Raw genomic sequence first — 23584 nt, forward strand, 5'->3', positions numbered from 1 at the left:
GGCAGGCATTGGCGTGAATAGGCGTTTTGCTTTCAGCTGGGGACGCAGTAGAATAGGGCGTCGGCTTGGCCGGAACGTTTTTTTGAGTTGATTGTTGTTTTAGGAACCCCCATGACAGATCTCTATACCAATAATCCATTACACAGCCTAAAGTTGGAAGCCTTACTGACGGAGTTAGTGGATCATTACGGTTGGGAAATATTAGCCGCCGCCATAAATATAAACTGTTTCAAGACCAACCCGACCATCAAGGGTAGCCTCAAGTTCCTGCGCAAGACCGATTGGGCGCGCGAGAAGCTAGAGGGTTTTTATCTGTACCGCTTTAAGCACTTGCCGCGGCCCGATGATAAGCAATTTGCCCTGCCGCCGCGCGATCGCATTGTCCCAGACGACCAAACTCCGGGCGAGCCAGTGGTGCTGACCCTTGAAGGCTTGGCTGAAATTCAACGCAAAAAAGACCTAGCAGCGGCCAATAAACCCAGACCTGGCCACAATGCCGGTAGCCAGGGCCCGCGTAACGATCGGCCAGGCAGTAGGTCCAAAGGCCCTCGGCAGGAGCGCTCAGGCGCTAAGCCTTGGGAACGGTCCAACCGCCCCGCCGCGTCGAGCGATGATAGTAACCCGTGGGGCAAGGCTTCGCGCAGTGTCTCTAAGGACGCCGATGCCAATCCGTGGGGCAAGGCCAAAGCCGGCGACTCGAATAGTGGCGATGCCAATCCGTGGGGCAAGGCTAAAACCGGCGACTCGAATAGTGGCGATGCCAATCCGTGGGGCAAGGCCAAAGCCGGCGACTCGAGTAGTGGCGATGCCAATCCGTGGGGCAAGGCCAAAGCTAACGATTCGAATACCGGTGATGCCAAGCCATGGGACAAGGCTAAAGCCAGTGAAACGAAAACCGACGATGCCAATCCATGGGGCAAGGCCAAACGCCGCGAGCCGAATGATGCGGACGCTAACCCTTGGGGTAAAGCCAAGAAGAACGAACCGAATGCTGGGGAATCTTCAGACCAATAGAGTCAAGCCCAAGGGCTCTGGCCTTTGGTAGGACTAGGCGAGTTATCCGTCCGGATAACCCGCCTCATTAATCCGGCACCTCCAAGCCATACTGGCTGACCACGCGCAGACACTCGGCGACCGACCAGGCTTGATGAAAGCAACCGCGAGCTTTATGCGGCGCGTCGCCATCGAACACCTCTGAGACCCCCTGAATGCCAGCCTCATGATAAAAGTGATGTTTCAAACCGGTGAGCAATTGCGCCGCCAAGACGGGATCGTTGTGAACTTTCATGACCGCATCGATAAAGGCGCCCATCGGCCAGGCCCAAACGGTGCCCTGATGATAGGCCAGGTCACGCTCCCGCAGCGCGCCGTAATACTGGCCTCTATAGTCCGAGTGCCTTGTGCTCAAACTGCGTAAACCAACGGGGGTATAGAGTTGTTGGTGCACCACCTGCAGCACCGCAGCTTGCTGTGCGGGGTCGAGTGGCGAGTAGGGCAGGCTGACGGCGATAATTTGGTTACAGCGGACGTCGTCGATGGTCTGCTCTGGGGTGACGCAATCGTACAGGCATTGAAGTGTGTCGTTCCAGAATAACGTCTGAAAACTGCTTTTGACGGTGCGCATAAGCGCTTGATACTGGCTGGCGTGGTCCTCAAAGCGGTCAGAGCACTGTTGCGCAAAACACAGGGCGTTGTACCAGAGAGCGTTTATTTCCACGGCCTTGCCGTAGCGGGGGGTGACTGCATAGCCATCGAATTGAACATCCATCCAGGTTAGCTGAGTGTCGCTATCGCCGCCCTGAATTAGGCCGTCGTCAGCCATGCTGATGCCATAACGGGTGCCTCGTTGATGGGCGTGGATAATATCTTTAAGGTCGTCATAGAGTTCTGCCTGAACAAAGTCCCAATCGCCGCTGTACTCAATATACTGTTGGATGGCCCAAAAGAACCATAGGGTGGCATCGATGCTGTTGTATTTAAGATCATCGCCCCTGCGATCTGGAAACTTATTGGGCAACATGCCACCATTAAGGTAATAGGCAAAGGTTTTCAGTATCGACCGGGCGATATCAAACTGGCCGGTCACTAAGGTCATGCCGGGCAGGGCAATCATCGTATCCCGCCCCCAATCACCAAACCATGGAAAGCCGGCGAGAATGGTCTTGCTCTGAACCGATTCCCGATCGGCGACCAGTTGCAGGGCGCTGTGAGCCAGATCGTTGGCGAAGTCATTGGGGTGGTAGCGCTGCTCACGGCGGGTCAGGGTGCGCTGGTATTCTATGGAGCCATCGGGGCAGTGCTCGGCCAATGTGCCCACCATATAACAACTCTCGCCCACATAGAGGTCGATATTGGCCTGATGGATCTTGAGGCTGCTATCGCGTTGTGGGTAGCCCTGATCTTCCAATTCGATGGCATAGAGTAGATCGTGGCATTGTTGGTCGACGCAAGGTGCCAGCCAATGACAGCGCTGGTGGCTCCGTTCACCGGGGGTTTGGCAATCCAGACGCAGGCTAGTGCCCATTGCCTGGACGCAGTGCTGTGCCGCATGAACGGCCCAATCTTGAATGTCATGGGCGCTCAATTTTTGGCAGTGCTCGCCGGCGGGCCGGAAGTGAACATAGTTCGCCAGGTTAAGCGTCACGCTTTGGGTAGGCGCGCTCAATAGCGTATAGCGGATCACCGTGGTGTCTTGACCTTGAACCATAAAGAGTTCTTTTTGCAGTAGGCTACCCCCGACCTGATACAGCCAGGTGGGTAATGGTGTCGCGCAGAAATGAGTCAGATAGCGTTCACCGGCGTCACCGGCGACGTCGTTGCCGCTGAGCCAACAGCGGGCATCGAGGCTGTGACCATCGAGGCGTTCGATGCAGCCGTGCCAGGTGAGCATCCGGTCCATCGGTGGGACGGCCGCATGGATCAGCAGGCCATGAAATTTCCGGCTCAAACCACCGTTGATGGCCAGGCTGGCAAAACTGCCGGTTCCATTGGTGACCAAACACTCGGTTTTATTGCCTAAGGTTCTATCATGCAGCATGGCTGCTGGTAGTGCGCGCATGGCTTGAAGGGCTCCTAACCGTCGGAAATTCGACCTAGGTTCGGATTCTAGCCTGTCTGGGGGCGTTAGCTGGATGGAATTCTATCGGGGCTTGAGTACGCAACCTGGGCGGTTGCGCACCGATTGGACCTATAACAGATGCGGGTTGGCTCGTTTATAGTTGCGCAATGCTTTGCGTGCGCCTTCTACCTTGCCATACAGCCGCATGCGCTCACCCTTGTCACCGCCACCGTTGGGGTTTTCTTTTACGAAAGCACGCTTTTCGACCTCTGCCTGTTCGATAGCGTGTTCCAATCCGTCTAATTCCTGGTCCATTGCATCCCTCGATTTACAGTCACTGGCAATATTAATTGAGCAGCAGCATCCTGCCATGTCTCAATTACCTGCCAATGTGGTTAATATATACAATTCCGTTTTTGAACCTGCCGATGGGCAGATATTTTCTATCATTAATAGCCTATTGTGACAAAGTTGCCGGAAGTCTTCTAGCTTTTGTGACGTAATTCAAAAGGTTTATAGAATCGAATTCAAATGTGCGAACCAATATGATAGCCAGTCTGGCCTACCCTCCGGGCGTGGCTCAGGTCTTAAAAGCGACGAAAACGGGCAGATGATAGCGGGATTGAGCCTATTCGGGTTAGACTCGCAACCATCATGACCCACCCTTTTGCCATTGGGATTCGCCGGCAAGATCTCTATTGCAGACTGGGCTGGCGGTCGAGTCGGATTACTCTGGCGGACTAAGGCCAGCGCAAGCTACATTTATGACCCCATTTCATGCCATCGCAAGCGGCAGTCTCTTACACAGGCGTCCAAGATAGTGAATAGTACCTTCTTTTTTAATGCGCTCGCCAGCTACATGGTGGTCATCGACCCAATCGGTTGTGCGCTGATTTTCTACTCTCTGACCATAGGGCAGAGCTTCAGAAGCCGTGCCCGAACGCTGCTAAAAGCACTCGGTATTGCCGCCACTATTATTGTCTTGTTCGGCCTATACGGTCAGCAGCTCTTGGCCGCTTTGGGGATCAGCATGGATGCTCTACGCGTCGCCGGCGGAATACTCCTGTTCAACACCGCCTTCCGCATGATCACCAGCGAACCGGTACCAGATAAACCGCATACCCAGCAAGTGGGTGATATTACCGTTTACCCCCTGACCATCCCGTTGATGGCTGGCCCCGGGACGCTGACGCTGACCGTGCTGTTAATGGCCGACAGTGGCAGCTCGATTGAGAAATCTCAGGTGCTCTTGGCGGCCGGCTTGACACTGTTGGCGACGGTTGCCCTCAGTCTCTTGGCGGCTCGATTGCGGCGCTGGCTGGGCAAGACCGGGGATGAAATCATCCAACGTCTATTGGGCGTCCTCTTGGCAGCCTTGGCGATTCAATTTGTTGCCAATGGCATTCGCGGTCTAATGCTCTAAGGTATCCGCGGGTCGACCCGGCTGCACCCTGAGTTTGCGCTCTATATCCTTGATGGGGTCATTCCAGGGTACCAGCAAGCCGCATTGCTGCCATAGCGCGATGAGCGGTGTCTGATCGGTCGGTTGATAAGCTCGAATGTCATAGGCCGGTGGCATCGTTTGGTATCCTATCCAATAAAGAAATCAGTTTAGCCAGATTCGTGCACAAAGTCAGAGACAGAGTGAAATAGGGCCATGTGGACGGGGCTGCCGAGAGAATCGAGTGGGGGGGCTTGCAAGGTATTCGGGAAGGAACGGCGGCGCCTCTCGACTGAGGCCCCGCCGGGATATTAGCCGTTAAAGCGCGAAAATACCAAGGTGGCATTGGTGCCACCAAAGCCAAAGCTGTTGGACATCACATTGTTCAGCGTGACGTTGTCCAAACGTTGGGTGACCACATTGATGCCGTCGCCGGCTTCAGGATCCAGCTCTTCGACGTTTTTACTCGCCGCAATAAAGTTTTCCTGCATCATAATCAGCGAGTAGATCGCTTCTTGAGCACCGGTCGCGCCGAGGCTGTGACCGGTCAGCGATTTGGTTGACGCGATGGGCGGCATCTTAGCACCAAAGACTTCGCGAACCGCTTTCAACTCGGTGACATCACCGGCCGGCGTACTGGTACCGTGCGCATTGATGTAATCGATAGAGCCCTCAACGTGCTCCATCGCCATCTGCATGCAACGAACAGCGCCTTCGCCGCTCGGTGCGACCATGTTGTAACCGTCGCTGGTGGCGCCATAGCCAACCAGTTCGCCATAGATCTTGGCGCCGCGTGCTTGGGCATGTCCGAGTTCTTCGAGCACCAGCATGGCACCGCCGCCGGCGATGACAAAACCATCTCGCTTGGCATCGTAGGCTCGGCTGGCCTGTTCTGGATGGTCGTTATATTGGGTCGAGAGGGCCCCCATGGCATCGAACAAGGAGCTCATGGTCCAATGTTCGGCCTCACCGCCACCGGCAAACATCACATCCTGTTTACCCAGCTGAATCAGTTCCATGGCATTACCGATGCAGTGCGCACTGGTGGCACAGGCCGAGGTAATGGAATAGTTAACGCCCTTGATCTGGAACGGTGTGGCCAGACAGGCCGACACGGTAGAGCCCATTGTCTGAGTGACACGATAAGGGCCTACACGCTTGAGGCCTTTTTCGCGCAGTATATCGGCTGCTGCGGTCTGGCTTTGCGAATCAGCACCACCGGAACCGGCGATGAGGCCAGCACGTGGGTTCGATACCTGCGCCTCAGTCAGGCCGGAATCTGCGATGGCCTGCGCCATGGCGACGTAGGCGTAACCGGCTGCATCACCCATAAAACGGATGGCTTTACGATCGATATGATCGGCCAGGTTGATATCGGGCGTCCCGCTGACATGGCTACGCATACCCAATTCAGCATAAGTTGGATTAAAGCGAATGCCCGACTTGCCTGCTTTTAACGATTCGGTGACCGTCGCGATATCATTACCGATACACGACACTATGCCCATTCCTGTGACGACTACGCGTTTCATAGATTCACCTCACTTCATCTGTTCGGGCTTGAATAAGCCTACTTTAAGATCTTTGGCAAAATAGATCTCTTTGCCGTCACATTCGACGATACCATCGGCAATACACATCACCAAACGACTCTCAATGATGCGTTTGATTTCAAGTTTATAAACCACTTTTTTGGCGTCTGGCATAATTTGACCCTTGAAGGTCAATTCGCCCACACCTAAGGCCCGGCCCTTGCCCGGATTGCCACGCCAGCCGAGATAGAAGCCGACCAGCTGCCACATTGCATCAAGACCGAGACAGCCAGGCATGACCGGATCACCGGGAAAATGGCACTTAAAAAACCACAGATCGGGATTGATATCGAGTTCAGCGCGGATCATGCCCTTGCCAAAAGCACCGCCTTCAGAGGTAATTAGCGGGATGCGATCCATCATTAGCATGTTATCGATCGGCAACTGGGCGTTGCCCGGTCCAAACAGACGGCCATGACCGCATTCGATGAGATCGTTTTTATCTAAAGATGAAGGACGTTCAGACATGTTTATTTCCACAGTTATGGTTAGCTGTGTGCACAATAGCAAAAAAACGCGGGTTTATTCGTGCTTTGCAGGAAAAAGATCATTAATTCTCAGCCCATTGAGCGCGATAATCCCAGTAGTCGGGGGCTCAGGACGATATTTTGGCCCGTTTCGGCCCCTGGAGATGCCTCCGGGGCCGGCGGGGTGGTTAGTTTTTGATCACAAATACGCCTTGAGCGTTGTGCACATCATCGGTGGTCTGTAGGCCAAAGCCGCCGACAAAGCCCATACCGGTGGCCGACCCTGTGAATAGACCGTCGACCTGACCGGCTACTGAGTGGTTGCCAGTCGCGGTTTCGAGCGTGCCGTAGCCATAATCGCTAAAAAACTGAGCGCCGCGCAGCTGACCGACGTAGCTGACATCCCAGAAGGTACCGTCGGCGGCGTTGGCCAGCGACAGGCTGCCGACGGCCTCGGCGGTACCGAAATTAACCGCCAGCTGGGCCGACAGTGTCAAGATTTGGCCGGTCGATGCGTTGGCATGCCACTGTGCCGTATCGAGCTCGACGCTGCTGTCACCAAAGGTCTTAATGCCTACCCGACTGGCCGCCGGGGCTGGCATGGCACTGACATAGTAGAATGGCGCGGCAACCGTGTCGGCATTCTCGATGTTTTTTGCATCCTTTAGTAGTAGGGCCGGGTTCGCTGCACTGTTATTCCACTCGCCCCAGTCAATATCGCTACCACCGTCACCATCGACATCGACACCGATAAAGTCGACTCGCGTCGCATTCGGGTTGCCGCGTAAAATACTCACCGGGCTGGCAAAGCCCCCTTGCAGGGCACCAATCTGTTCATTGTTGAAACTGACCAATTCCGGCCCAGCCTCACCCTCAATCAGATAACCAAAGCGCGTGGCGTGTTTAACTTGGCCAATAGTGACGCCGCCATTGTCATAGGTTCCGGTACAGTTGCTGGCATTGCTGCACAGGCCCAATGACGCGGCAAAGGTCTGCACATCACCACCGGACAGATTGGTGATCACTAAAAATTCACCCGAGTCACCACTCACCCCATCAAAAATTAACTTTCCCGCCTCTTGGCTAACTACGATCGGCGCCGCAATCGGCACGCCATCGATCTGGCCGAGTACGCTCTGGATTGAGGCATTGATATCACTGGCCACAGCATTGATATTACCAGCGCTCGATTGCGAGACGGTGACGGCAAAGGTCAGCGTGCCCAGGCTGATGTCAAAGCTGACGTCTTCGCTCAGGGTGGTCGCCAAGAAGGGGGCCAAGCTATAACGAGCGGTTGAGTAGCCAGTGGTTTGGTCATTGAGCACGACAAAGCCGACATTGGGATTCTCCGACAAGTCGCGGATTTGCGTCTGGGTCAGGCGAACATCTTGCAAGGCGGCCAAATCGAATTGGGCACTAAATTCGTTAACATCAAGTTCTGGCGCGTCTTCCTGACGAGCCAGTTGCGCATCATCATTCGCTGCCGGCAGGGCTTCTGCCAGCAGGGTAGTTGCCGGCTCTAGGTCATCGGTCAGGTCATCAAAGAGGCTTTCGATGAGCAGGCCTGCATCGGGGTCTGGACTCGACGCAGGTTGCTCTGGCGCATCGTCTTTTGCCTTATCGATAGCGGTCAGCGCTAAGGTCGACAAGGGCGTGGACAGCGCCTTAGGCGCTTCCAACTGACCCTGTATGGGCGCTTGGGGCCCGGCCACTTGAGCAAAGCTGAATGGGCTGTCCAGGCCGAGGTTTAGGCTGCCGAGTTCATTTTCGAGCCGTATCCCTCCCTGATACACACCAATCACCAGATCCGCACCGGTTAAGACCGCTTCATAATTAGTGCCGCGAATGCCAATGCTGGCCTTCGGGGTGCGAATTTGGTACGCCTCCTTGTCGGATTTGCCGAGGGTGCCGGTAATAGTGCGAAAACCACCGGATAAGAGTTCCATGAGCACCTGCTCGGGCCGATCGTTAAGCGCGCCGTGGTATTCGCTGATCTTAAGTCGTGAGCCAGCACGTAACGCCAAGATGGCATTGTCGTTAAAGCGAACTTGAATTTCACCATTGGCACCGGTGACTAGGGTATCGCCCTCTAAGACGGCCGAGCGACGTTCGAGCGCTCGCGATTTTTGCGCTGTATCGAGCGCATAGACTTCGCCCTTAGCGATAATGATCGTGCCGATATTGGCCATTACCTGAGTGGCCGGCAATGCCATTAATAGGCCTGCCAGGCATAGATGCCATAATCGAATAGTCATAGATAGATCCCCTTAAAACTGAACGCTCATCGCCTGACTGATCGTAAATCGATCGCTGCCATAGGCGTTAATGTTACTGCTGACCCATTCCCAACTGATGGCGGTGCGGGTCTGAAGCCAGTCGGCCGAGCTCCAATTAGCTCCTAGGTCAAGCTGAATGACTTGGTCTTGGCGCCTTTTAAGCTCTGTGGACGCAGAGTCTAGGGTGAAAAACAGGTCGTTGGCTTGGTAATATCGCCATTGGTGCTCAACCGCCATATTCGCCTGGAACTGCCAAGGCCCTTGCCAACCCAGTTGGTATCGATTGGCCAATCCGCGCCATTCGAGGTGACCATCATCCTGCCCGGCAAGCTGCGTTTGCAAATAGACAGTCGAGAAACTGTGAACTCGTCCACGTTCCTGCGCGTCAAAAACAAAACCTGCCAAATCCTTGGCACCGGAGCTGTTGGCTGGGTCGAGGGCGAGGGTTGCGAGCGTTCCTAACTTGACACCGGCCCATAGTGGCCCCCAAATCCTATACTGTTGGCTCAGACTGAGGTCGAGCATGGCTTGCCAACTTTGCCCTGCAAGCCAACTCACTTGGGCACTGGCGGGGAGCTGGAAGCGTAATCGTTCATTTTGATTAAAGATCGTATTGGTCAGAGTTAGTGCGCTGGAATCGGACAGTTCAGGGTCAATAAAGTTCTTCGTGCTAAAGTCCGCGCTCAGGCGTTTCGACGCACTTCGACTGGTTGGCCGGAAGCGACTGGCATGAAGAGTCAATTGGGCATAGGGCGAGGCGATAGCGCTGGAGGCGCTATCCAGTGCCGTGGCGCCAGACAGGTTTGGGTCCAACCGACCCTTGGCGTTGCCGCCACCATTAGCGTTGTTGTCCCAACCGCCCTGCAGGGTGCCGCCAAAGGAGACCTTAGTGTCGGTCTGGGACTGCGCGCTATCGATCCGTGCCAGCAATTGATGAATGTTCTGCCGAACCTCGCGCGGCGGTGCCGCTGCCAAAACCTGGTCCAGCTCGCTGCGCGCGCGCTCATAGTTGGCGTTCAGGTAATAGGCACGGCCAAGCTCTAGGCGTGCCCGATGTTGATCGGGCGCAAATATCAAGACACGTTCAAAGCTGAAGATGGCCTCGTTAAAGTTCCCTTCAGCCATCTGCAGCAAGCCTAAGTACAGGTCAAAACGGGGTAGGCCCTCAAATTGTTCGGCCATGAGGTCGGCCGTCAAGCGAGCGTTAGCCCATTGTTGGGTATTTACCAAGTTTACTAAGGTCTCGATGGGCTGAAGAGAAATGCGTTCTAAATCGGTTACTGGAGCGCTACCTTGGTCAAACAATGGTACTATATTAACGTCTGCAGCAGATGCCCAGCTGGACAAAAAACATACAAGCGATGGTGAGATAAGCCGCATTTAGGGTAACCTTTTGCCGTTGACGATATACTAATAACCAAATATTGTTGCAGAATAGCAGCTCACGGACGATTTCGCGGCTAGATTGTTAAATTCTGTTATCGTGTAGACGTTTAAGCGATATTTTTAATTTTTGCCTACAGTACGTTCTAGGCTGGTTTATTGAGGAGGCATTAAAGGCCTTTATGGAATCTCTCGATCTCAAACATAAAAAAGCCCTAGTCGTGGATGATTTCGCCAATGTGCGTCAGTCTATCACCGCGATGTTAGAGGACTTGGGCTTTGTTACCGTCCACGAAGCGAGTGATGGTGATTCCGCGACCAAGTTGGTTAGAGAGAGTAAGTACGATCTGGTGCTGTGTGATTTTAACCTGGGTTTGGGACGTGATGGCATGCGTCTATTGGAAGAATGGCGTCGCTTAAAGCTTATGCCAGAAGATACCATCTTCGTGCTTATTACCGGTGAAACCTCCCGTTCCGTGGTGATCAGTGCCATTGAATTTCAACCCGACGATTACTTGGCCAAACCCTTCACTTTAGATGTTCTGTCAGTGCGCCTGGGTCGTTGGTTTGAGCGGCGAAAAGTGTTACTGCCAATGCTGGTGTCGATCGATAAAAAAGACTGGAAGGCCGTGGCCAACACAGCAAAAAGCATTGATGAAAGCTATCCGCGCTACCGTAGTACCGCCCAAAAGCACTATGTCGAAGCCCTTATTCGTCAGAAAAAAATGGCCGAGGCAGAAACTTTTCTCTTTGACGTATTGGAAAAACGTTATCAATGCTGGGCCCAAACTGCGTTGCATCGCATCGAGTTACTGCAGAAAAAACTCGAAACGGCGGAAATAGGTCTTAAAGCCGTCTTGGAATTGGATCCCAATGAACTGATTGCCTATGATTATCTGGTTGACTCTTTGGTGCAACAGGAGAAAGACGAAGAAGCGCAAACTTGGCTGGAGGAGGTGATTTCTCGGGCGCCTAGAAGCATCGATCGGCAGTTGAAATTGGTCAAGGTGGCACAAACAAATCTGAACTTCCGACGGGCCAATCAGGCCCAAAAAGATATTTTGAATCTCGCCACCGACACCATGCATGAGTCGGTTGGTCTATTTCAAAACTATATAAAAAATCTCAAGGACGAGGCGCTGTCGAGTGACAATACACGCAAGCGAGACATCGAAAAAGAAATCGTCTTTACCGCCAAACGAATGCAGCAGAGCTTTGCGGCTGACTTTAATGCAGAGCTATTTACTCGTGGCGTAGAAATCCAAGACGCTAAAGACGTTCCCGCGATTAAGACAACTCAAGACCTAGATGAACTCTATAACGACATAATCAACGCGGTCGACCGCCTGATTCCAGAAACCGCTCTATTTATGGCCGAGCTTTATTATGGTCAAGAACGTTTTAACGATGCTGATGAGATGGTTCGAGCCTTTAAAAGCGGTTTCAGTGACCAGCCAGAGTTTATTAAAACCTTAGACGACTTGCAGGCCGAACCCATATCGCTGATTTTGCGCAGTGAAGCCAAGGTGCTCAACGGCCAGGGTATGGAGCTTTACGATCAGGAAAAATACCCCGAATCGGTGCGCTTCTTTGAAAAGGCGCTCAAGGTGTCTCCTCGTCACCCTGGTATCGTGTTGAATTTCGTCCAAGCGCATCTGCATATGATGGAGGCTAGAGGAAAAAATGATCAAACGACGGCCATGTGTCTGGAAACAATTAGCCGTTTATTTTATTTATCCGAAGAACATTATCAATATCCGCGCTACAAGAAACTGTTGGACAATGTGGAAAAACTCTAGGGGATAGCATGGACGTACAAGCCATGATGGCCGTGACGGTGCATGACGTGAAAAACTCACTCGGCCTGATTGATAGCCAGCTAAACGATGTGATCAAACGTCTCGATCGGGCTGATTTTGCGAGCGCCCAAGAGATTCGTCGCATACAGCTCGAATGCAGCCGGATCAATAATGGCATGGTGCATATGCTGGCGTTCTATAAGCTAGATCAGGGCACCTTTAGGCCGGTTTTTGCTGAAGCCTTGATCTGTGATGTTATTATCGACGCGACCTCACGTTATACCAGCATGTTGGCGTCCCTCGGCGTGTCCTTGACGATCGGGTTTGCCGATGGTGATGAGGATCGGCTCTGGTACTTGGACGCCAACCTAATTGAAGGTCTGCTGAGTAATATCCTAACCAATAGCATTCGATATGCGAAAAGCCACCTTGCCTTCGATGTCGGGGTGGTGGATGGATGGCTTAATATCCGCATAAGCGATGATGGCGCAGGTTATCCGCAGAGTATGTTGGAATTGTTGGACCAGCCGGACCAGATATCGTTCCAGTCTGGCGAGACCGGTTTAGGCTTGTTTTTTTGCCAAAAAATAGCAAGGTTACACCGTGATAAAGAACGGTATGGGTCTATCGATTTAACCAATGACGCACTAACGGGCGGTGCAGTCTTTAATTTATGGCTACCCTAGCTATCTAGAGCCCAAACTCTTTTATACTTTTGACTTCTTTTGCAGGAATATCTCTTGGACACAGCACAAAAAAGACTTAATGATGCCTTTCGCACTCGCACCAAAGCTGGCCGTATTCGCCAACAAAATGAAGCCAAGATCATTAAGGCCGCTGAAATTGAATTCGCTCAAAACGGTTACAAGGGAACATCCCTGAATGCCGTGGCCGACCGTGCCCAACTGCCAAAATCAAATATTCTCTATTATTTTAAGAGTAAATTCGGGCTGTACGGCGCAGTCTTGGCCGATATTTTAGAGATGTGGAATCAGGCCTTTAGCGTCGCCAGTATCGACTCCGATCCGGCCGAAACGCTCTATCGCTACATAGAGGCGAAGGTTGCCTATTCCTATACCCACCCTTTGGCCTCGCGCATCTTCGCGATGGAAATCATCCAGGGTGCGCCCCACCTAGAGGCTTTCTTAGCCCAAGACTTGAAAGTATGGCTGGACGATCGGGCCAGTGTGATTCAAAGCTGGATTGACGCCGGCAAGATGAAAGCGGTGAACCCTCATCACCTGATCTTCTTGATCTGGGGCAGCACCCAGCATTACGCTGACTTCTCAACGCAGGTTTGCTGGGCTCTGGGTAAAAAAGAATACGATCAACAGGACTTTCAAGATGCAACCGCAACAGTCGCTATGATTGTGCTCGGAGGCTTAGGCCTAACCATCCCAACTGAAAATCGATAACGCCTAGCTTGGCCCATTATGTGGTTCATGCTGGCTGAGCAACTCATCGAGGGTCAGTTGATAGGATTGGACAAAGTTGGTCATGAAATAATCCACTTCCATCATCTGTAAGTTGCGGATTGTACTTTCAATATCGCAGGCCGCACTGGAAAATTCCTTATTGCCCGCGTGCAATTCAGCCTGACATTTTAGATAGGCACTGATTAGATCGGCGGCCTTGACCAGGCTAGCGACCTCAGGGTGAATGGCCTTGTGGAGTAGAAATTTGCGGTAGCTTGGCTGCATGGGCGCCGGTAACAAGGACAGTATTTCATGCTCCGCCTCATCTTCAATGCGCTTGTAGGCATCCGTGATAGTGCTTGAATGGTACTTGATCGGGGACGGTAGATCACCGGTAATGATCTCACTGCAATCGTGATACAGCGCTGTCGTGGCGACCTCATCGGGGCTAAACTCGCTCGACGGCTGGTGCAGTATTTCAAAGCGGATGATTGCCAATGCATGGGCGATAGTCGCAACCTGCCAGCTATGCTCCATCACGTTTTCTTCGATCACGTTGCGCTTTAGGCCCCAGCGTTTAATCCAGCGGAGTCGATCGAGGTAGGCAAAAAAACGAAAAGTAGTCACATTAGGATTCCATCGGTTGGCGCGCTTGGATATTGTCGTGGCAGCGTTCGCTACCGGCGCCCTCGGGCCGTTCACCGTGGGTCTTGAGGCCGGTTGAAATAGCTTGGCGTTGGCTCATTCCAATCCTCCGCGACCGTTGGACGTATTCTGCCACACTCTGGGGATGAATTCAGGTGAAACCTGTAGCAAACCCATGAGCTCAGCATGGCTTATCTATTAACTTTTTCGAGCAGATAAACAGTTTGAGCAATTGCACTGGTGCAATCAAAATGCTGCAATTCACGCCCGTTTCAATAAGGTACCTGCTTGATGTTGTTAACCCTGTTTTTTGTCGGTTTTGTTTCGGCCACACTGTGGCCCTTAGCATCAGAAGCGGTGTTCTTGGTTATGGTGCAGCAGCAGCCAGAGCGGATATGGTTATTGTATTTCGCCGTCGCCTTGGGCAATTGGTTAGGAGCCGTGTTGATGTTTGAGTTGGCCATCCATGCCGCCCCCTGGTTGGCGAAGCGGCTGCAGCGCTCGACAGCTCGACTACACCGCGTCCTTGTCGCACTCAAGCGCCATGGCGCGGTGTTGCTCGGCTTGGCCTGGTTGCCAATGGTTGGCGATCTCTTACCGGTCGCCGCGGGTATGCTGGGGTTGCCGCGCAGGGCCTGTTATGCCTGGCTGCTGCTCGGCAAGGTCGCCCGCTATGGCGTCTTACTCTGGTTAACGGTGCGCTATGCCGGGCTCGGGAGTTGAGCCTGTTCCGCCGCCGTTAGACGGGTTCGGTTAAGATTAATGACCGGGCAAAGGCCGCCATGGCGTCAACTACCGTCTGCAAATCTGCCGGGGTCATTACATAGGCCGGCATAATATAGATTAGCTTACCAAAGGGGCGTAACCAGACGCCACGGTCGATAAACAAGGCCTGAGCCTGAGCGACATCCACCTGCTCGACCATCTCCATGACCCCTATAGCCCCCAGAACACGAACCTCGGCCACCGAAGCCAAGGCCGCGAGCGGCAGCAGGGCCTGTTGCAGTTGGGTTTCAATGGCGCCGACTTGGACGGCCCAATCTTTTTGCTCGAGCAGTCGCAGGGCCGCCCCGGCGACTGCGCATGCCAGCGGATTGGCCATAAAGGTTGGGCCATGCATAAAAACACCGGCCGGCGATGCGCTAACGCCCGCGGCCACCTCATCGGTCGCCAGGGTGGCCGCCAAGGTCATATAGCCGCCGCTCAGTGCCTTGCCCAAGCAAAGGATGTCGGGCACCACCTGAGCATGCTCGAGTGCGAAAAGCTTACCGGTGCGGCCGAAGCCGGTGGCGATCTCATCGAAGATAAGCAGGATGTTGTAACGCTCACACCAGACTCGTATCTGCACCAGCCATTGCGGGTTGTAAATGCGCATACCGCCGGCACCCTGAACCACAGGCTCGATGATAAAGGCCGCGAGTGTGTCGGCGTGCTCTTTTATCTGTTGTTCAAAATGCTGCATTAACTCCGGATCTAAGGGTTGGCTATAACCCTGGGGCAGATCGCCGAGAAAGAGCGATTCGGGCAAGACCGATTCAAACAGGCTGTGCATGCCATTGGTGGGATCGCAGACACTCATGGCACCAAAGGTATCGCCATGATAGCCCCGATTGACCGTCACCATACGGGTCTTGGTGGGCTTGTCGCGACCGGACCAATACTGGATCGCCATCTTAAGGGCCACCTCAACCGCGATGGAGCCAGAGTCGGCCAAGAAGACCTTTTGCAGCGGCTCCGGTGTCATGGCGACTAACAGCTTGCCCAACTCAATGGCCGGCTCGTGGGTGAGGCCGCCAAACATTACATGCGCCATTTTCCCGGTTTGGTTGATCAGCGCGTCATTGAGCTCCGGCACATTGTAACCGTGCACGGCCGACCACCAGGAGGCCATGGCGTCGATCACCGTGTCGCCATTTTCGAACTTCAGTCGCACGCCATGCGCCGACTCGACCGGATAGCACGGCAAAGGCGCGCTGGTGGAGGTATAGGGATGCCAGAGGTGATCTCTGTCAAAATCGAGGTCGATTGTCATGATGCCGCCTTGGTCTGGGGTGTGCGAGGCTGAGAGGAGGTGTTGCGTGCTAGAGTGGGCCCGACCCAGACTGAGTCCGGGTCGGGCCCATCAATAGACTAGGCTAGGGCCAGCAGTTGATCGGCCTGGCTTTGCAAATCATTGAGCTTGGTCTGCATTAGGTCGGCCTTGGCCTGCTCCTTGGCCACCACATCGTCCGGTGCCTTGCTGCGGAACTTCTCGTTGCCCAGCTTGGCCTCGATCCGGCTCAATTCCTTCTCTGTCTTATCGCGCTCCTTGGCGATGCGCGCTTGCTCGGCGGCCACATCGATCAGGCCCGCCATCGGCACCAATACCTTGAGTTGACCGACCATGGCGGTCGCACAAGGCGGCACCGCCTCGTCGGACTCGACCCAACGAATGTCCTCGAGCTTGGCCAGCTGCTTAAGAAAGGTTTCGTTGTCTTTAAAGCGACGCAGGTCTTGCGCAGCGCCATTCTGTAACAGTACCGGCAGCGCCTTACTCGGGGCGATATTCATTTCACCGCGGATATTACGGATGCCCATAATTACCTCCTTGACCCATTCCAGATCGGCTTCGGCCGCGGGGTCGACCTTATCAGCCTGTGCTTCGGGGAAGGGTGCGAGCATAATAGAATCGCCGCTGACGCCCGACACCGGCTTCAAGCTGAGCCAAATTTCTTCCGAAATAAAGGGCATGATCGGGTGAATCAGACGCAAAAGGGTTTCTAGGACACCGACCACCGTTTTGCGCGTGCCGCGCAATTGCGCCTCGGTACTGGCTTCGTTCCAGAATACCGGTTTGGACAGTTCCAGATACCAGCTGCAGTATTCATTCCAAATAAAGTCATAGAGGGCCTGACTCATCAGGTCGAAGCGGTACTGTTGGTAATATTTATGCACATCTATGGTGAGCTGCTGCACGCGTGACCGAATCCACCGATCGGCCAATGAGAGCTCAAGATCGCCGCCGTTTTGGCCGCAATCGAGTGGCGCGCCGAGCTCGTCGCTGTCCTCGATCTTGGCAAAGGTATTCATTTGCACTAGGCGGGCGGCATTCCACAGCTTGTTGCAAAAGTTGCGATAGCCTTCGAGCCGTTTGACATCGAAATTGATATCGCGCGATAAGGACGCCAGCGAGGTTAGGGTAAAACGCAAGGCGTCGGTGCCGGATTCGGTAAAGCCATCGGGGAAGGAGGTGCGAGTGTTCTTCTCGATCTGGGCCGCCAACTTGGGCTGCATCATGCCGCCGACGCGCTTGGTGACCAGCGTTTCCAAGTCGATGCCGTCGATCAGGTCGATTGGATCGAGCACATTGCCTTTAGATTTTGACATCTTAGCGCCGTGCTCATCCCGGATCAGGCCGGTCATATAAACCTTCTTAAACGGAATTTGTGGCGCACCCTGTTCATCCTTAAGGAAGTGGGTGGTCATCATAATCATCCGGGCAACCCAGAAAAAGATGATATCAAAACCGGTCACCAAGACATCGGTCGGGTGGTAGCGATTGACCATGGTCATATCACCGGGCCAGCCCAATGTGGAAAAGGTCCATAGGGCGGAACTGAACCAGGTGTCGAGCACATCTTCATCGCGGGTTAGGGTGACGCTGTCAGCCAGCTGGTGTTTGCTGCGCACCTCAGCCTCATCACGGCCAACATAGACCTTGCCGCTGGCGTCATACCAGGCCGGGATCTGATGGCCCCACCAGAGTTGCCGAGAAATACACCAGTCTTGCAGGTTATTCATCCACGACCAGTATTCATTTTCGAACATCTTCGGAACAAATTCGATCTGGCCGCTTTTCACCGCGTCGATGGCCGGTTGCGCCATCTTGGTGGCCGCAACGTACCATTGGTCGGTTAACCAGGGCTCAATGGCCGCGCCGGAACGATCGCCGCGCGGCACCATCAGGGTGTGGTCCTTAATGCCGTCGAGCAGACCCAGTTGGTCGAGATCGGCAACGATCTTGTTACGCGCCTCATAGCGATCCAGCCCAGCGAAACCGTCGGGTAACAGGCCATCGAAATCATCGAGCAGGTTACCGGCATAGTCGAAGGCTTGCGCCTGCGGCAGAATGGCAGCGCTCTTGTCGAACACATTGATCAATTGTGCCTGATGACGCTTGCCAATGGCATAGTCGTTAAAGTCGTGTGCCGGGGTGATTTTTACACAGCCGGTGCCGAAGGCAATGTCGACATAGTCGTCGGCAATAATGGGAATTCGGCGGCCAACCAATGGCAGCTCGATAAATTTACCCACTAGGGAACGATAGCGGTCGTCTTCTGGATGCACGGCCAGCGCCGAGTCGCCGAGCAATGTTTCCGGCCGAGTGGTCGCGATGACCAAGTAATTTTCCCCGGCATCGGTGGTGACGCCATCGGCGAGCGGGTAACGGAAATGCCAGAGATGACCCTGTTCTTCCTTGTTTTCAACCTCCAGATCGGAGATCGCGGTGTGGAAGGCTGGATCCCAATTGACCAGGCGTTTGCCGCGATAAAGCAAACCATCATCGTACAAGCGCACAAAGACTTCCCGGACCGACTCACTCAGACCCTCATCCATAGTGAAGCGTTCACGCGTCCAATCAACCGAATCGCCCAATCGGCGCATCTGCGAGGTAATGGTGCCACCGGACTGCTCTTTCCACTGCCAGACCCGATCGATAAACTTTTCTCGGCCCAGGTCGTGTCGCGTCTTACCTTCAGCGGCGAGCAAGCGCTCGACCACCATCTGGGTCGCGATGCCGGCGTGATCGGTACCGGTTTGCCACAGCGTGTCGCGGCCCATCATGCGATGGTAACGGGTCAGAGCATCCATAATGGTTTGCTGAAAGGCATGGCCCATATGCAAACTACCGGTCACGTTCGGCGGTGGAATCATAATGCTATAGGGCGTACCCGTGCCGCTGGGCTTAAAGTACTGCTGAGCTTCCCAGTGGTCGTAGTGTTTACGTTCTATTTGATTCGGCTGGTAGGTTTTATCCATGAGGGTCTATATCTCTTTACTGTTCGGTTGATCTACTGTGAGTGTTGGGCGACCATAAGGCTGGCGATTATACATGCTTATGGGCCATAGGTCAGGCTTGAGCCGAGTGTTGACTTGCCTCAGGGATAAAAAAAAGGGTGTCCAGACCCGTCCGTTCGAGCCGGTCAGGCTAGGGCACGAATCCCGCGTCATCGATGCTGGGTTTGCTGGCCGCCTCCGTGGGCTGTTCAAGGCTTAACCGGGTCCGGACATTAGCCGGTAATTCCAAACCCTGTTCCTGATACCAGTGGGTGATCAGCTGGTCGAAGTCCTGCTGCAGCCGAGAACGCAGTTCGCTTTCAAACCGGACCATATGCTCGGTGACTGAGTCTTCGATCCAGCTGGCAAGGAGTTGTTCCATCTGGCCGATAATTAGATTGGGATCGGGCATGACTTCCAATTCGAGTAACGGTTCCAGTTTTGGCTCTGATTCCAGTTCTAATCCTGCTTCGAGTTTCGATTCCGCTTCAAGTTCCAGCCCTGGCGCCGACGTGAGTTTCCAGTCCGCTAAGCTCTGTGAGTCGGTCATCTCGGCTCGAGCCCAAAGCGGCTTGAGCTCAGACAGTTCTTGTGCGGCAACGGACTCTGCGTCATTACGAATTCTCAACAGTTCGGACAGGGAATTACTGGACAGGAATGGATTTTTCAAATTGACCGACGTCGGAGCGCGTTGACCAACTATATCCTCGAGCGTTGGAATGATCGACTGCGCCTCTGGCCCCTTGTCGAGACTGTTACGAATGGCTTCCAAGTCTTCCAATAAGGTCTGTTGTGAGCGGTGATCGGCCATGGCTAGACCCGATCCCGTAAATCGTGGCGGGTCAGGGCATAGCCGCGGTCGCTGTAAAACCGATAGCGCTGTCGGCTGGCCGTCAATAGGGTGGGTTGTTGGCTGACCACCTCAAACACGCGCTCGAAGCGGGAAAAAAAATCGGGTATGGCTTGGCGAAGGTTGATGAGGACATCATGGTGAGTGCCGCATTGTTCGCTGTCGCTGATCTGGATGGCATCGTGCGCCTCGTCAACCGAACTGTGAGCGATGAAGGCATCGGGCTGTATGCCCCAGAGGGCTGTGCTTAAAGCCAGACTCTGTTCGGCATGATCGGTTGCAATCAGTACCTGATGGCCACGGCTGTGCGCTTTTTGCGTTAGGCGCACCACGTAGGTCAGGAAATCATTTTCCTGTGTGGTCGCCAAGATATGGAAATCAACCTTGGTCATAGGAGTCGCCGTTATGTCTGTCGTGAGAAACCTAATCTTACCAAATCTCCCCTCGAAAGGGGGATCATTAGGGTGTCTTTTTGCTACTCAGGGCTCGATTGCCCGTCAGGTCGACCAAGGCGCTCCAGGCTATTGCACTCGATCGAGCAGATACTGGGTGAGCATAGCGACGGGTCGACCGGAGGCGCCCTCTTTCGCGCTATTCCAACCGGTGCCGGCTATATCTAAATGCGCCCAACTGTAGTTTTTGGTGAACTCGGCCAAGTAGATTGCAGCGGTAATGGAACCGCCGGCGCGCGAACCAACATTGCGGAAATCAGCATAGGGTGACTCCAGATCGACCTTATAGTCATCCCACAAAGGCATCGGCCAACCGCGATCCCAGCTGCTTAAGCCGGCACTGATCAGCTTATGCTGCAGTTGCTCATCATTGGCATAAACGCCGGTAGCGTGGTGGCCAAGACCGACTACGATTGCACCGGTCAAGGTGGCAATGTCGACCACGCTGGCCGGCTCAAAGCGTTCAACATAGGTCAAGGTATCGCATAGCACCAGGCGACCTTCGGCATCGGTATTGATGATTTCCACGGTCTTGCCATTCATGCAGGTCACTACATCACCGGGTCGTGTGGCGCCGCCGCTGACCATATTTTCCGCCGTGGCGATCACGCCGATAACATTGATGGCTGGCTTCAGTTCCGCTATGGCACTCAGGGTGCCAAGGACCGATGCGGCCCCGAGCATATCCCATTTCATTTCTTCCATGCCGGCTGCGGCCTTGATGCTGATGCCGCCGGAATCGAATGTCAGGCCCTTGCCAACCAGGACATGGGGCTTTTCTCCGACGGCGCCGCCATTGTACTTGATGACAATGATCTTGCCGGCCTTGTCGCTGCCCTGAGAGACGGCCAAAAACGCGCCCATACCCATCTCGGTCATCTGGTGCTCTTCGATGACTTCAACGTCAATTTCGTCATAGGCATCGGCCAGATTGATCGACTGTTCGGCCAAGAAGGCCGGATCACAGATGTTGGCCGGTAGATTACCCAGTTCACGCGCTAGATTGATGCCATGTGCCATGGACTTGCCGGTTTTCATAGCCAGTTCGAGGTTTTCCTCGCTGGCGATATAAGCAATATGGGTGAGTGCTGATGGCTCGGCCTTCTGGCTTTTGGTCGCGTCGTACTGATAGAGGCTAGTCAAAAGGGTCTCAGTTGCTTTCTCGACCGACCACTGTACTGAGCGATGGGCGGGCTTAATTTCATCAATGGCAACGGCCACGGAGGTTGAGACCGCTTTTTTCGCTTCGGCGGCCAAGGTCTTAAGCGTTTTAATAAAGCTACTTTCGTTGAAATCAGCGCTCTTGCCGCAGCCGATGACCAAGACATGACTGCAGGGCAGGTTGGCATGACCAATCAGAGGTGTCACCGAGCCGAGTTTGGCGGTGAGTACTTTTTTATTCACCAGATCGTCGATCAACACGGGGGATTGCTGCTTCAGTGCGGTAAAGCTGGCGGTGTCCTGATCTTCAAAATAGAACGCTGTTAACAGGTCTTGTTTAATCAAGTTAAAGTCGGGACGGAAAGACGTTATTTTCATAGGGATAGGTCCATTTTAATTAGAAACTCAGGCCTTGGCCTGGTCGGATGCAGCGCCACCCTAAGGCAACCACTGTGTTCGATTGGGCGGAGCGCGCTCCAAAGGGTACTCAAGACTCTGTCACAGAGACGGTTTGGGCCGATAAGTCAGCTTAGTCTGACTGATGTGATCGTGCCAATTGAGGCCCGATTTGTCCCAGTAGTGCCAGACGATGCCCAGCAAGCACACCCCGAAGGCAGGTATCGCACCGAGCATGCGCAGGCTCATATGACGCAGGGTCAAGGGCTCTCCGTCGAGCGTCACCAGTCTAATTCGCCAGGCTTTCATCCCGACCGTTTGGCCAGAGCGGCGCCAAAAATAGAAATAGTAACCAATAATGATGGCCACTAAATAGATCTGAAAGAACCGATTGTGAGGGGCGATGGCCTCGGCGCCGGTGATCAGTAAGTTTAATTGCACCGCCAGAAAGCCCGCTATCATAAGCAGGCCTAAGATGACGAGCCAATCGTAAATGGCACTGCCGAGGATACGATAAGTGGGTGTTTTTGGATCGACGGGCACAAAAAGTCCTTGTTGGGCGAATTATCGCAACAGAATAGGGGATTGTCTGAGCTTAGCCAAGCGTTGCCAATAGAGCTCTGAGTAAATTTGCATTAGACTGTAGGCTCTTAACCTTGGTCAGCCTTATGAAGAGCCACAACCTACCCATGGAACAGTTGGAAAGCAAGGCAGGTGATGCCTCTTCCCTATTAAAAGCCCTCAGCAATAAAAGCCGATTATTGATTCTATGTAATCTGGTCTCGGGTGAAAAAAATGTTGGTGAACTCAATGAGCGTATACCCTTGAGTCAATCCGCCCTGTCCCAGCATCTGGCCCGTTTGCGTCGAGATAGGTTGGTTAGTGTGCGCAAAGAAGCGCAAACCGTCTACTATCGGATTTCCAGCCCCGAAGCTGAGCAGGTCATCGAAGTGCTCTATAATGTCTATTGTCGGGTCGACGATTGACGCCTCAAGGCATCCTTACCAAGACCGAACGAGGCTTGTGGGAGTTGCGCTGACGCTTGACGAGCGTAATCCGTCAACTGGCCGTCAATAACGGCAAGATTGTTCAATTTCATGATGAATTTCACGTTTTTACCTAAAAATGGACCCAAAACCGGTTCAAAATTTGACAAATCGTCTGATAATCTATACTTCTAGTGTGCTCCCTGAGGTTGAGGAGCTGTCCTGCGCAATACGTTTTGAGGCACAGAACCTATGACAGAAGCGAAAATCCGTCGAATGCACAAGCCCGTATATGACGATGCCATGCACCCCCCGTTACCGGCCCGTGTTCGTTTGGCGGCCAATGCATGGGAACGAGTGTGGCGTGTTGCCTTGATTGATCCGGTCAATTCTTCAGATAAACTACCGTCCTTGGTAGATCGTTTTTCCTCCGAAATTGTCACCATTCGTACCCAAATGCGAACACACCGCTTGCTCTATTTCGCAGTCATTACCCAAGATCTGGACGAACAGAACGATTTCGAACTTGCTATGCTGTTGATGGCCTATATAGAAAAAGAAATTGGCACCATAGAGCGAATCGAAGATCGTCCGGCACACCGATGGCCCGTCAAAGACTTCTAACG

General features: G+C 53.6%; 22 protein-coding genes. 8 read left to right on the top strand and 14 right to left on the bottom strand.

Features of this window, described 5'->3' with window-relative positions:
* The first annotated feature begins 111 nt into the window (after positions 1-111).
* A complete protein-coding gene (locus AC4FIC_RS10445; RefSeq protein ID WP_100256670.1) occupies positions 112-1014 on the top strand; it encodes a VF530 family protein in 903 nt (300 codons plus the stop codon).
* A gap of 67 nt (positions 1015-1081) precedes the next feature.
* Here the strand turns inward: AC4FIC_RS10445 and AC4FIC_RS10450 are convergent, their stop codons facing one another.
* The gene (locus AC4FIC_RS10450) at positions 1082-3058 is read right to left on the bottom strand and encodes an amylo-alpha-1,6-glucosidase (RefSeq protein WP_273285318.1); all 1977 of its coding nucleotides are present in this window, start codon (positions 3056-3058) and stop codon (positions 1082-1084) included.
* Positions 3059-3187: 129 nt separating this feature from the next.
* Positions 3188-3373, bottom strand: coding sequence for a hypothetical protein (locus AC4FIC_RS10455; protein ID WP_100256672.1), 186 nt, complete (start codon positions 3371-3373; stop codon positions 3188-3190).
* Between the two features lie 505 nt (positions 3374-3878).
* On the opposite strand from AC4FIC_RS10455, the gene AC4FIC_RS10460 reads away from it, so the two are divergent.
* Positions 3879-4481, top strand: a complete 603-nt coding sequence (locus AC4FIC_RS10460; RefSeq protein WP_100256673.1) for a MarC family protein — start codon at positions 3879-3881, stop codon at positions 4479-4481.
* Here AC4FIC_RS10460 and AC4FIC_RS10465 read toward each other — a convergent pair.
* The 5 genes from AC4FIC_RS10465 to AC4FIC_RS10485 all read right to left on the bottom strand — a co-directional run bounded on the left by AC4FIC_RS10465 (position 4470) and on the right by AC4FIC_RS10485 (position 10016).
* Positions 4470-4637 (bottom strand): GNAT family N-acetyltransferase, encoded by a 168-nt coding sequence (locus tag AC4FIC_RS10465; protein ID WP_193437324.1) that lies wholly within the window; start codon positions 4635-4637, stop codon positions 4470-4472. The two genes, AC4FIC_RS10460 and AC4FIC_RS10465, sit on opposite strands and share 12 nt — an antisense overlap.
* Before the next feature lie 173 nt (positions 4638-4810).
* Positions 4811-6031 carry a beta-ketoacyl-ACP synthase I gene (gene fabB, locus AC4FIC_RS10470; protein WP_100256674.1) on the bottom strand — a complete coding sequence of 407 codons (1221 nt, stop codon included), beginning with the start codon at positions 6029-6031 and terminating at the stop codon, positions 4811-4813.
* A gap of 9 nt (positions 6032-6040) precedes the next feature.
* Positions 6041-6559 carry a bifunctional 3-hydroxydecanoyl-ACP dehydratase/trans-2-decenoyl-ACP isomerase gene (gene fabA / locus AC4FIC_RS10475; protein WP_100256675.1) on the bottom strand — a complete coding sequence of 173 codons (519 nt, stop codon included), beginning with the start codon at positions 6557-6559 and terminating at the stop codon, positions 6041-6043.
* 187 nt (positions 6560-6746) lie between these two features.
* Positions 6747-8813, bottom strand: coding sequence for a FecR family protein (locus AC4FIC_RS10480; protein ID WP_476194318.1), 2067 nt, complete (start codon positions 8811-8813; stop codon positions 6747-6749).
* 12 nt (positions 8814-8825) lie between these two features.
* Complete coding sequence (locus AC4FIC_RS10485) at positions 8826-10016, bottom strand: tetratricopeptide repeat protein (RefSeq protein WP_158524305.1); 1191 nt, start codon at positions 10014-10016, stop codon at positions 8826-8828.
* 383 nt (positions 10017-10399) lie between these two features.
* On the opposite strand from AC4FIC_RS10485, the gene AC4FIC_RS10490 reads away from it, so the two are divergent.
* The 3 genes from AC4FIC_RS10490 to AC4FIC_RS10500 are packed head-to-tail and all read left to right on the top strand — an operon-like array spanning position 10400 to position 13431.
* Positions 10400-12016, top strand: coding sequence for a tetratricopeptide repeat-containing response regulator (locus tag AC4FIC_RS10490; RefSeq protein WP_100256678.1), 1617 nt, complete (start codon positions 10400-10402; stop codon positions 12014-12016).
* A gap of 8 nt (positions 12017-12024) precedes the next feature.
* Positions 12025-12702, top strand: coding sequence for a sensor histidine kinase (locus tag AC4FIC_RS10495; RefSeq protein WP_273285312.1), 678 nt, complete (start codon positions 12025-12027; stop codon positions 12700-12702).
* A gap of 54 nt (positions 12703-12756) precedes the next feature.
* Positions 12757-13431, top strand: a complete 675-nt coding sequence (locus AC4FIC_RS10500) for a TetR/AcrR family transcriptional regulator (RefSeq protein ID WP_100256680.1) — start codon at positions 12757-12759, stop codon at positions 13429-13431.
* 3 nt (positions 13432-13434) lie between these two features.
* Here AC4FIC_RS10500 and yfbR read toward each other — a convergent pair whose 3' ends face one another.
* On the bottom strand, positions 13435-14058 hold the full coding sequence (gene yfbR / locus AC4FIC_RS10505) for a 5'-deoxynucleotidase (protein WP_100256681.1): 624 nt from the start codon (positions 14056-14058) through the stop codon (positions 13435-13437).
* Positions 14059-14367: 309 nt separating this feature from the next.
* Between yfbR and AC4FIC_RS10510 the strand changes: the two genes are divergently transcribed.
* Positions 14368-14799: a YqaA family protein gene (locus AC4FIC_RS10510; RefSeq protein WP_100256682.1), complete on the top strand. Its 432-nt coding sequence runs from the start codon at positions 14368-14370 to the stop codon at positions 14797-14799.
* 16 nt (positions 14800-14815) lie between these two features.
* Here the strand turns inward: AC4FIC_RS10510 and bioA are convergent, their stop codons facing one another.
* From bioA to AC4FIC_RS10540, 6 genes are all read right to left on the bottom strand, one after another.
* Positions 14816-16108 (bottom strand): adenosylmethionine--8-amino-7-oxononanoate transaminase, encoded by a 1293-nt coding sequence (gene bioA, locus AC4FIC_RS10515; protein WP_100256683.1) that lies wholly within the window; start codon positions 16106-16108, stop codon positions 14816-14818.
* Positions 16109-16206: 98 nt separating this feature from the next.
* Positions 16207-19095, bottom strand: coding sequence for a valine--tRNA ligase (locus AC4FIC_RS10520; RefSeq protein ID WP_287438378.1), 2889 nt, complete (start codon positions 19093-19095; stop codon positions 16207-16209).
* A gap of 169 nt (positions 19096-19264) precedes the next feature.
* Entirely contained in the window at positions 19265-19924 is a 660-nt protein-coding gene (locus AC4FIC_RS10525; protein ID WP_273285304.1) for a hypothetical protein, read from the bottom strand.
* Positions 19925-19926: 2 nt separating this feature from the next.
* Complete coding sequence (locus AC4FIC_RS10530) at positions 19927-20355, bottom strand: DNA polymerase III subunit chi (RefSeq protein ID WP_100256686.1); 429 nt, start codon at positions 20353-20355, stop codon at positions 19927-19929.
* Between the two features lie 129 nt (positions 20356-20484).
* On the bottom strand, positions 20485-21954 hold the full coding sequence (locus AC4FIC_RS10535; RefSeq protein WP_100256687.1) for a leucyl aminopeptidase: 1470 nt from the start codon (positions 21952-21954) through the stop codon (positions 20485-20487).
* A 120-nt stretch (positions 21955-22074) separates the two neighbouring features.
* Complete coding sequence (locus tag AC4FIC_RS10540) at positions 22075-22515, bottom strand: RDD family protein (protein WP_100256688.1); 441 nt, start codon at positions 22513-22515, stop codon at positions 22075-22077.
* Between the two features lie 125 nt (positions 22516-22640).
* Between AC4FIC_RS10540 and AC4FIC_RS10545 the strand changes: the two genes are divergently transcribed.
* Together AC4FIC_RS10545 and AC4FIC_RS10550 are read left to right on the top strand one after the other, a co-directional pair.
* Complete coding sequence (locus AC4FIC_RS10545; protein ID WP_100256689.1) at positions 22641-22958, top strand: ArsR/SmtB family transcription factor; 318 nt, start codon at positions 22641-22643, stop codon at positions 22956-22958.
* 276 nt (positions 22959-23234) lie between these two features.
* The gene (locus AC4FIC_RS10550) at positions 23235-23582 is read left to right on the top strand and encodes a hypothetical protein (protein WP_100256690.1); all 348 of its coding nucleotides are present in this window, start codon (positions 23235-23237) and stop codon (positions 23580-23582) included.
* Positions 23583-23584: the final 2 nt, after the last annotated feature.

It is taken from the genome of Reinekea sp., from assembly GCF_982785585.1.

Excerpts from the sequence above, each read along its gene's own strand:
- AC4FIC_RS10465 (WP_193437324.1), bottom strand. The coding sequence starts at position 4,637 with ATGCCACCGGCCTATGACATTCGAGCTTATCAACCGACCGATCAGACA.
- AC4FIC_RS10550 (WP_100256690.1), top strand. The coding sequence starts at position 23,235 with ATGCACAAGCCCGTATATGACGATGCCATGCACCCCCCGTTACCGGCC.
- AC4FIC_RS10535 (WP_100256687.1), bottom strand. The coding sequence starts at position 21,954 with ATGAAAATAACGTCTTTCCGTCCCGACTTTAACTTGATTAAACAAGAC.
- AC4FIC_RS10485 (WP_158524305.1), bottom strand. The coding sequence starts at position 10,016 with ATGGCCGAACAATTTGAGGGCCTACCCCGTTTTGACCTGTACTTAGGC.
- AC4FIC_RS10480 (WP_476194318.1), bottom strand. The coding sequence starts at position 8,813 with ATGACTATTCGATTATGGCATCTATGCCTGGCAGGCCTATTAATGGCA.
- AC4FIC_RS10445 (WP_100256670.1), top strand. The coding sequence starts at position 112 with ATGACAGATCTCTATACCAATAATCCATTACACAGCCTAAAGTTGGAA.
- AC4FIC_RS10450 (WP_273285318.1), bottom strand. The coding sequence starts at position 3,058 with ATGCGCGCACTACCAGCAGCCATGCTGCATGATAGAACCTTAGGCAAT.
- bioA (WP_100256683.1), bottom strand. The coding sequence starts at position 16,108 with ATGACAATCGACCTCGATTTTGACAGAGATCACCTCTGGCATCCCTAT.
- AC4FIC_RS10510 (WP_100256682.1), top strand. The coding sequence starts at position 14,368 with ATGTTGTTAACCCTGTTTTTTGTCGGTTTTGTTTCGGCCACACTGTGG.
- AC4FIC_RS10530 (WP_100256686.1), bottom strand. The coding sequence starts at position 20,355 with ATGACCAAGGTTGATTTCCATATCTTGGCGACCACACAGGAAAATGAT.
- AC4FIC_RS10520 (WP_287438378.1), bottom strand. The coding sequence starts at position 19,095 with ATGGATAAAACCTACCAGCCGAATCAAATAGAACGTAAACACTACGAC.
- AC4FIC_RS10490 (WP_100256678.1), top strand. The coding sequence starts at position 10,400 with ATGGAATCTCTCGATCTCAAACATAAAAAAGCCCTAGTCGTGGATGAT.
- AC4FIC_RS10455 (WP_100256672.1), bottom strand. The coding sequence starts at position 3,373 with ATGGACCAGGAATTAGACGGATTGGAACACGCTATCGAACAGGCAGAG.
- fabA (WP_100256675.1), bottom strand. The coding sequence starts at position 6,559 with ATGTCTGAACGTCCTTCATCTTTAGATAAAAACGATCTCATCGAATGC.
- AC4FIC_RS10525 (WP_273285304.1), bottom strand. The coding sequence starts at position 19,924 with ATGGCCGATCACCGCTCACAACAGACCTTATTGGAAGACTTGGAAGCC.
- AC4FIC_RS10495 (WP_273285312.1), top strand. The coding sequence starts at position 12,025 with ATGGACGTACAAGCCATGATGGCCGTGACGGTGCATGACGTGAAAAAC.
- fabB (WP_100256674.1), bottom strand. The coding sequence starts at position 6,031 with ATGAAACGCGTAGTCGTCACAGGAATGGGCATAGTGTCGTGTATCGGT.
- AC4FIC_RS10545 (WP_100256689.1), top strand. The coding sequence starts at position 22,641 with ATGAAGAGCCACAACCTACCCATGGAACAGTTGGAAAGCAAGGCAGGT.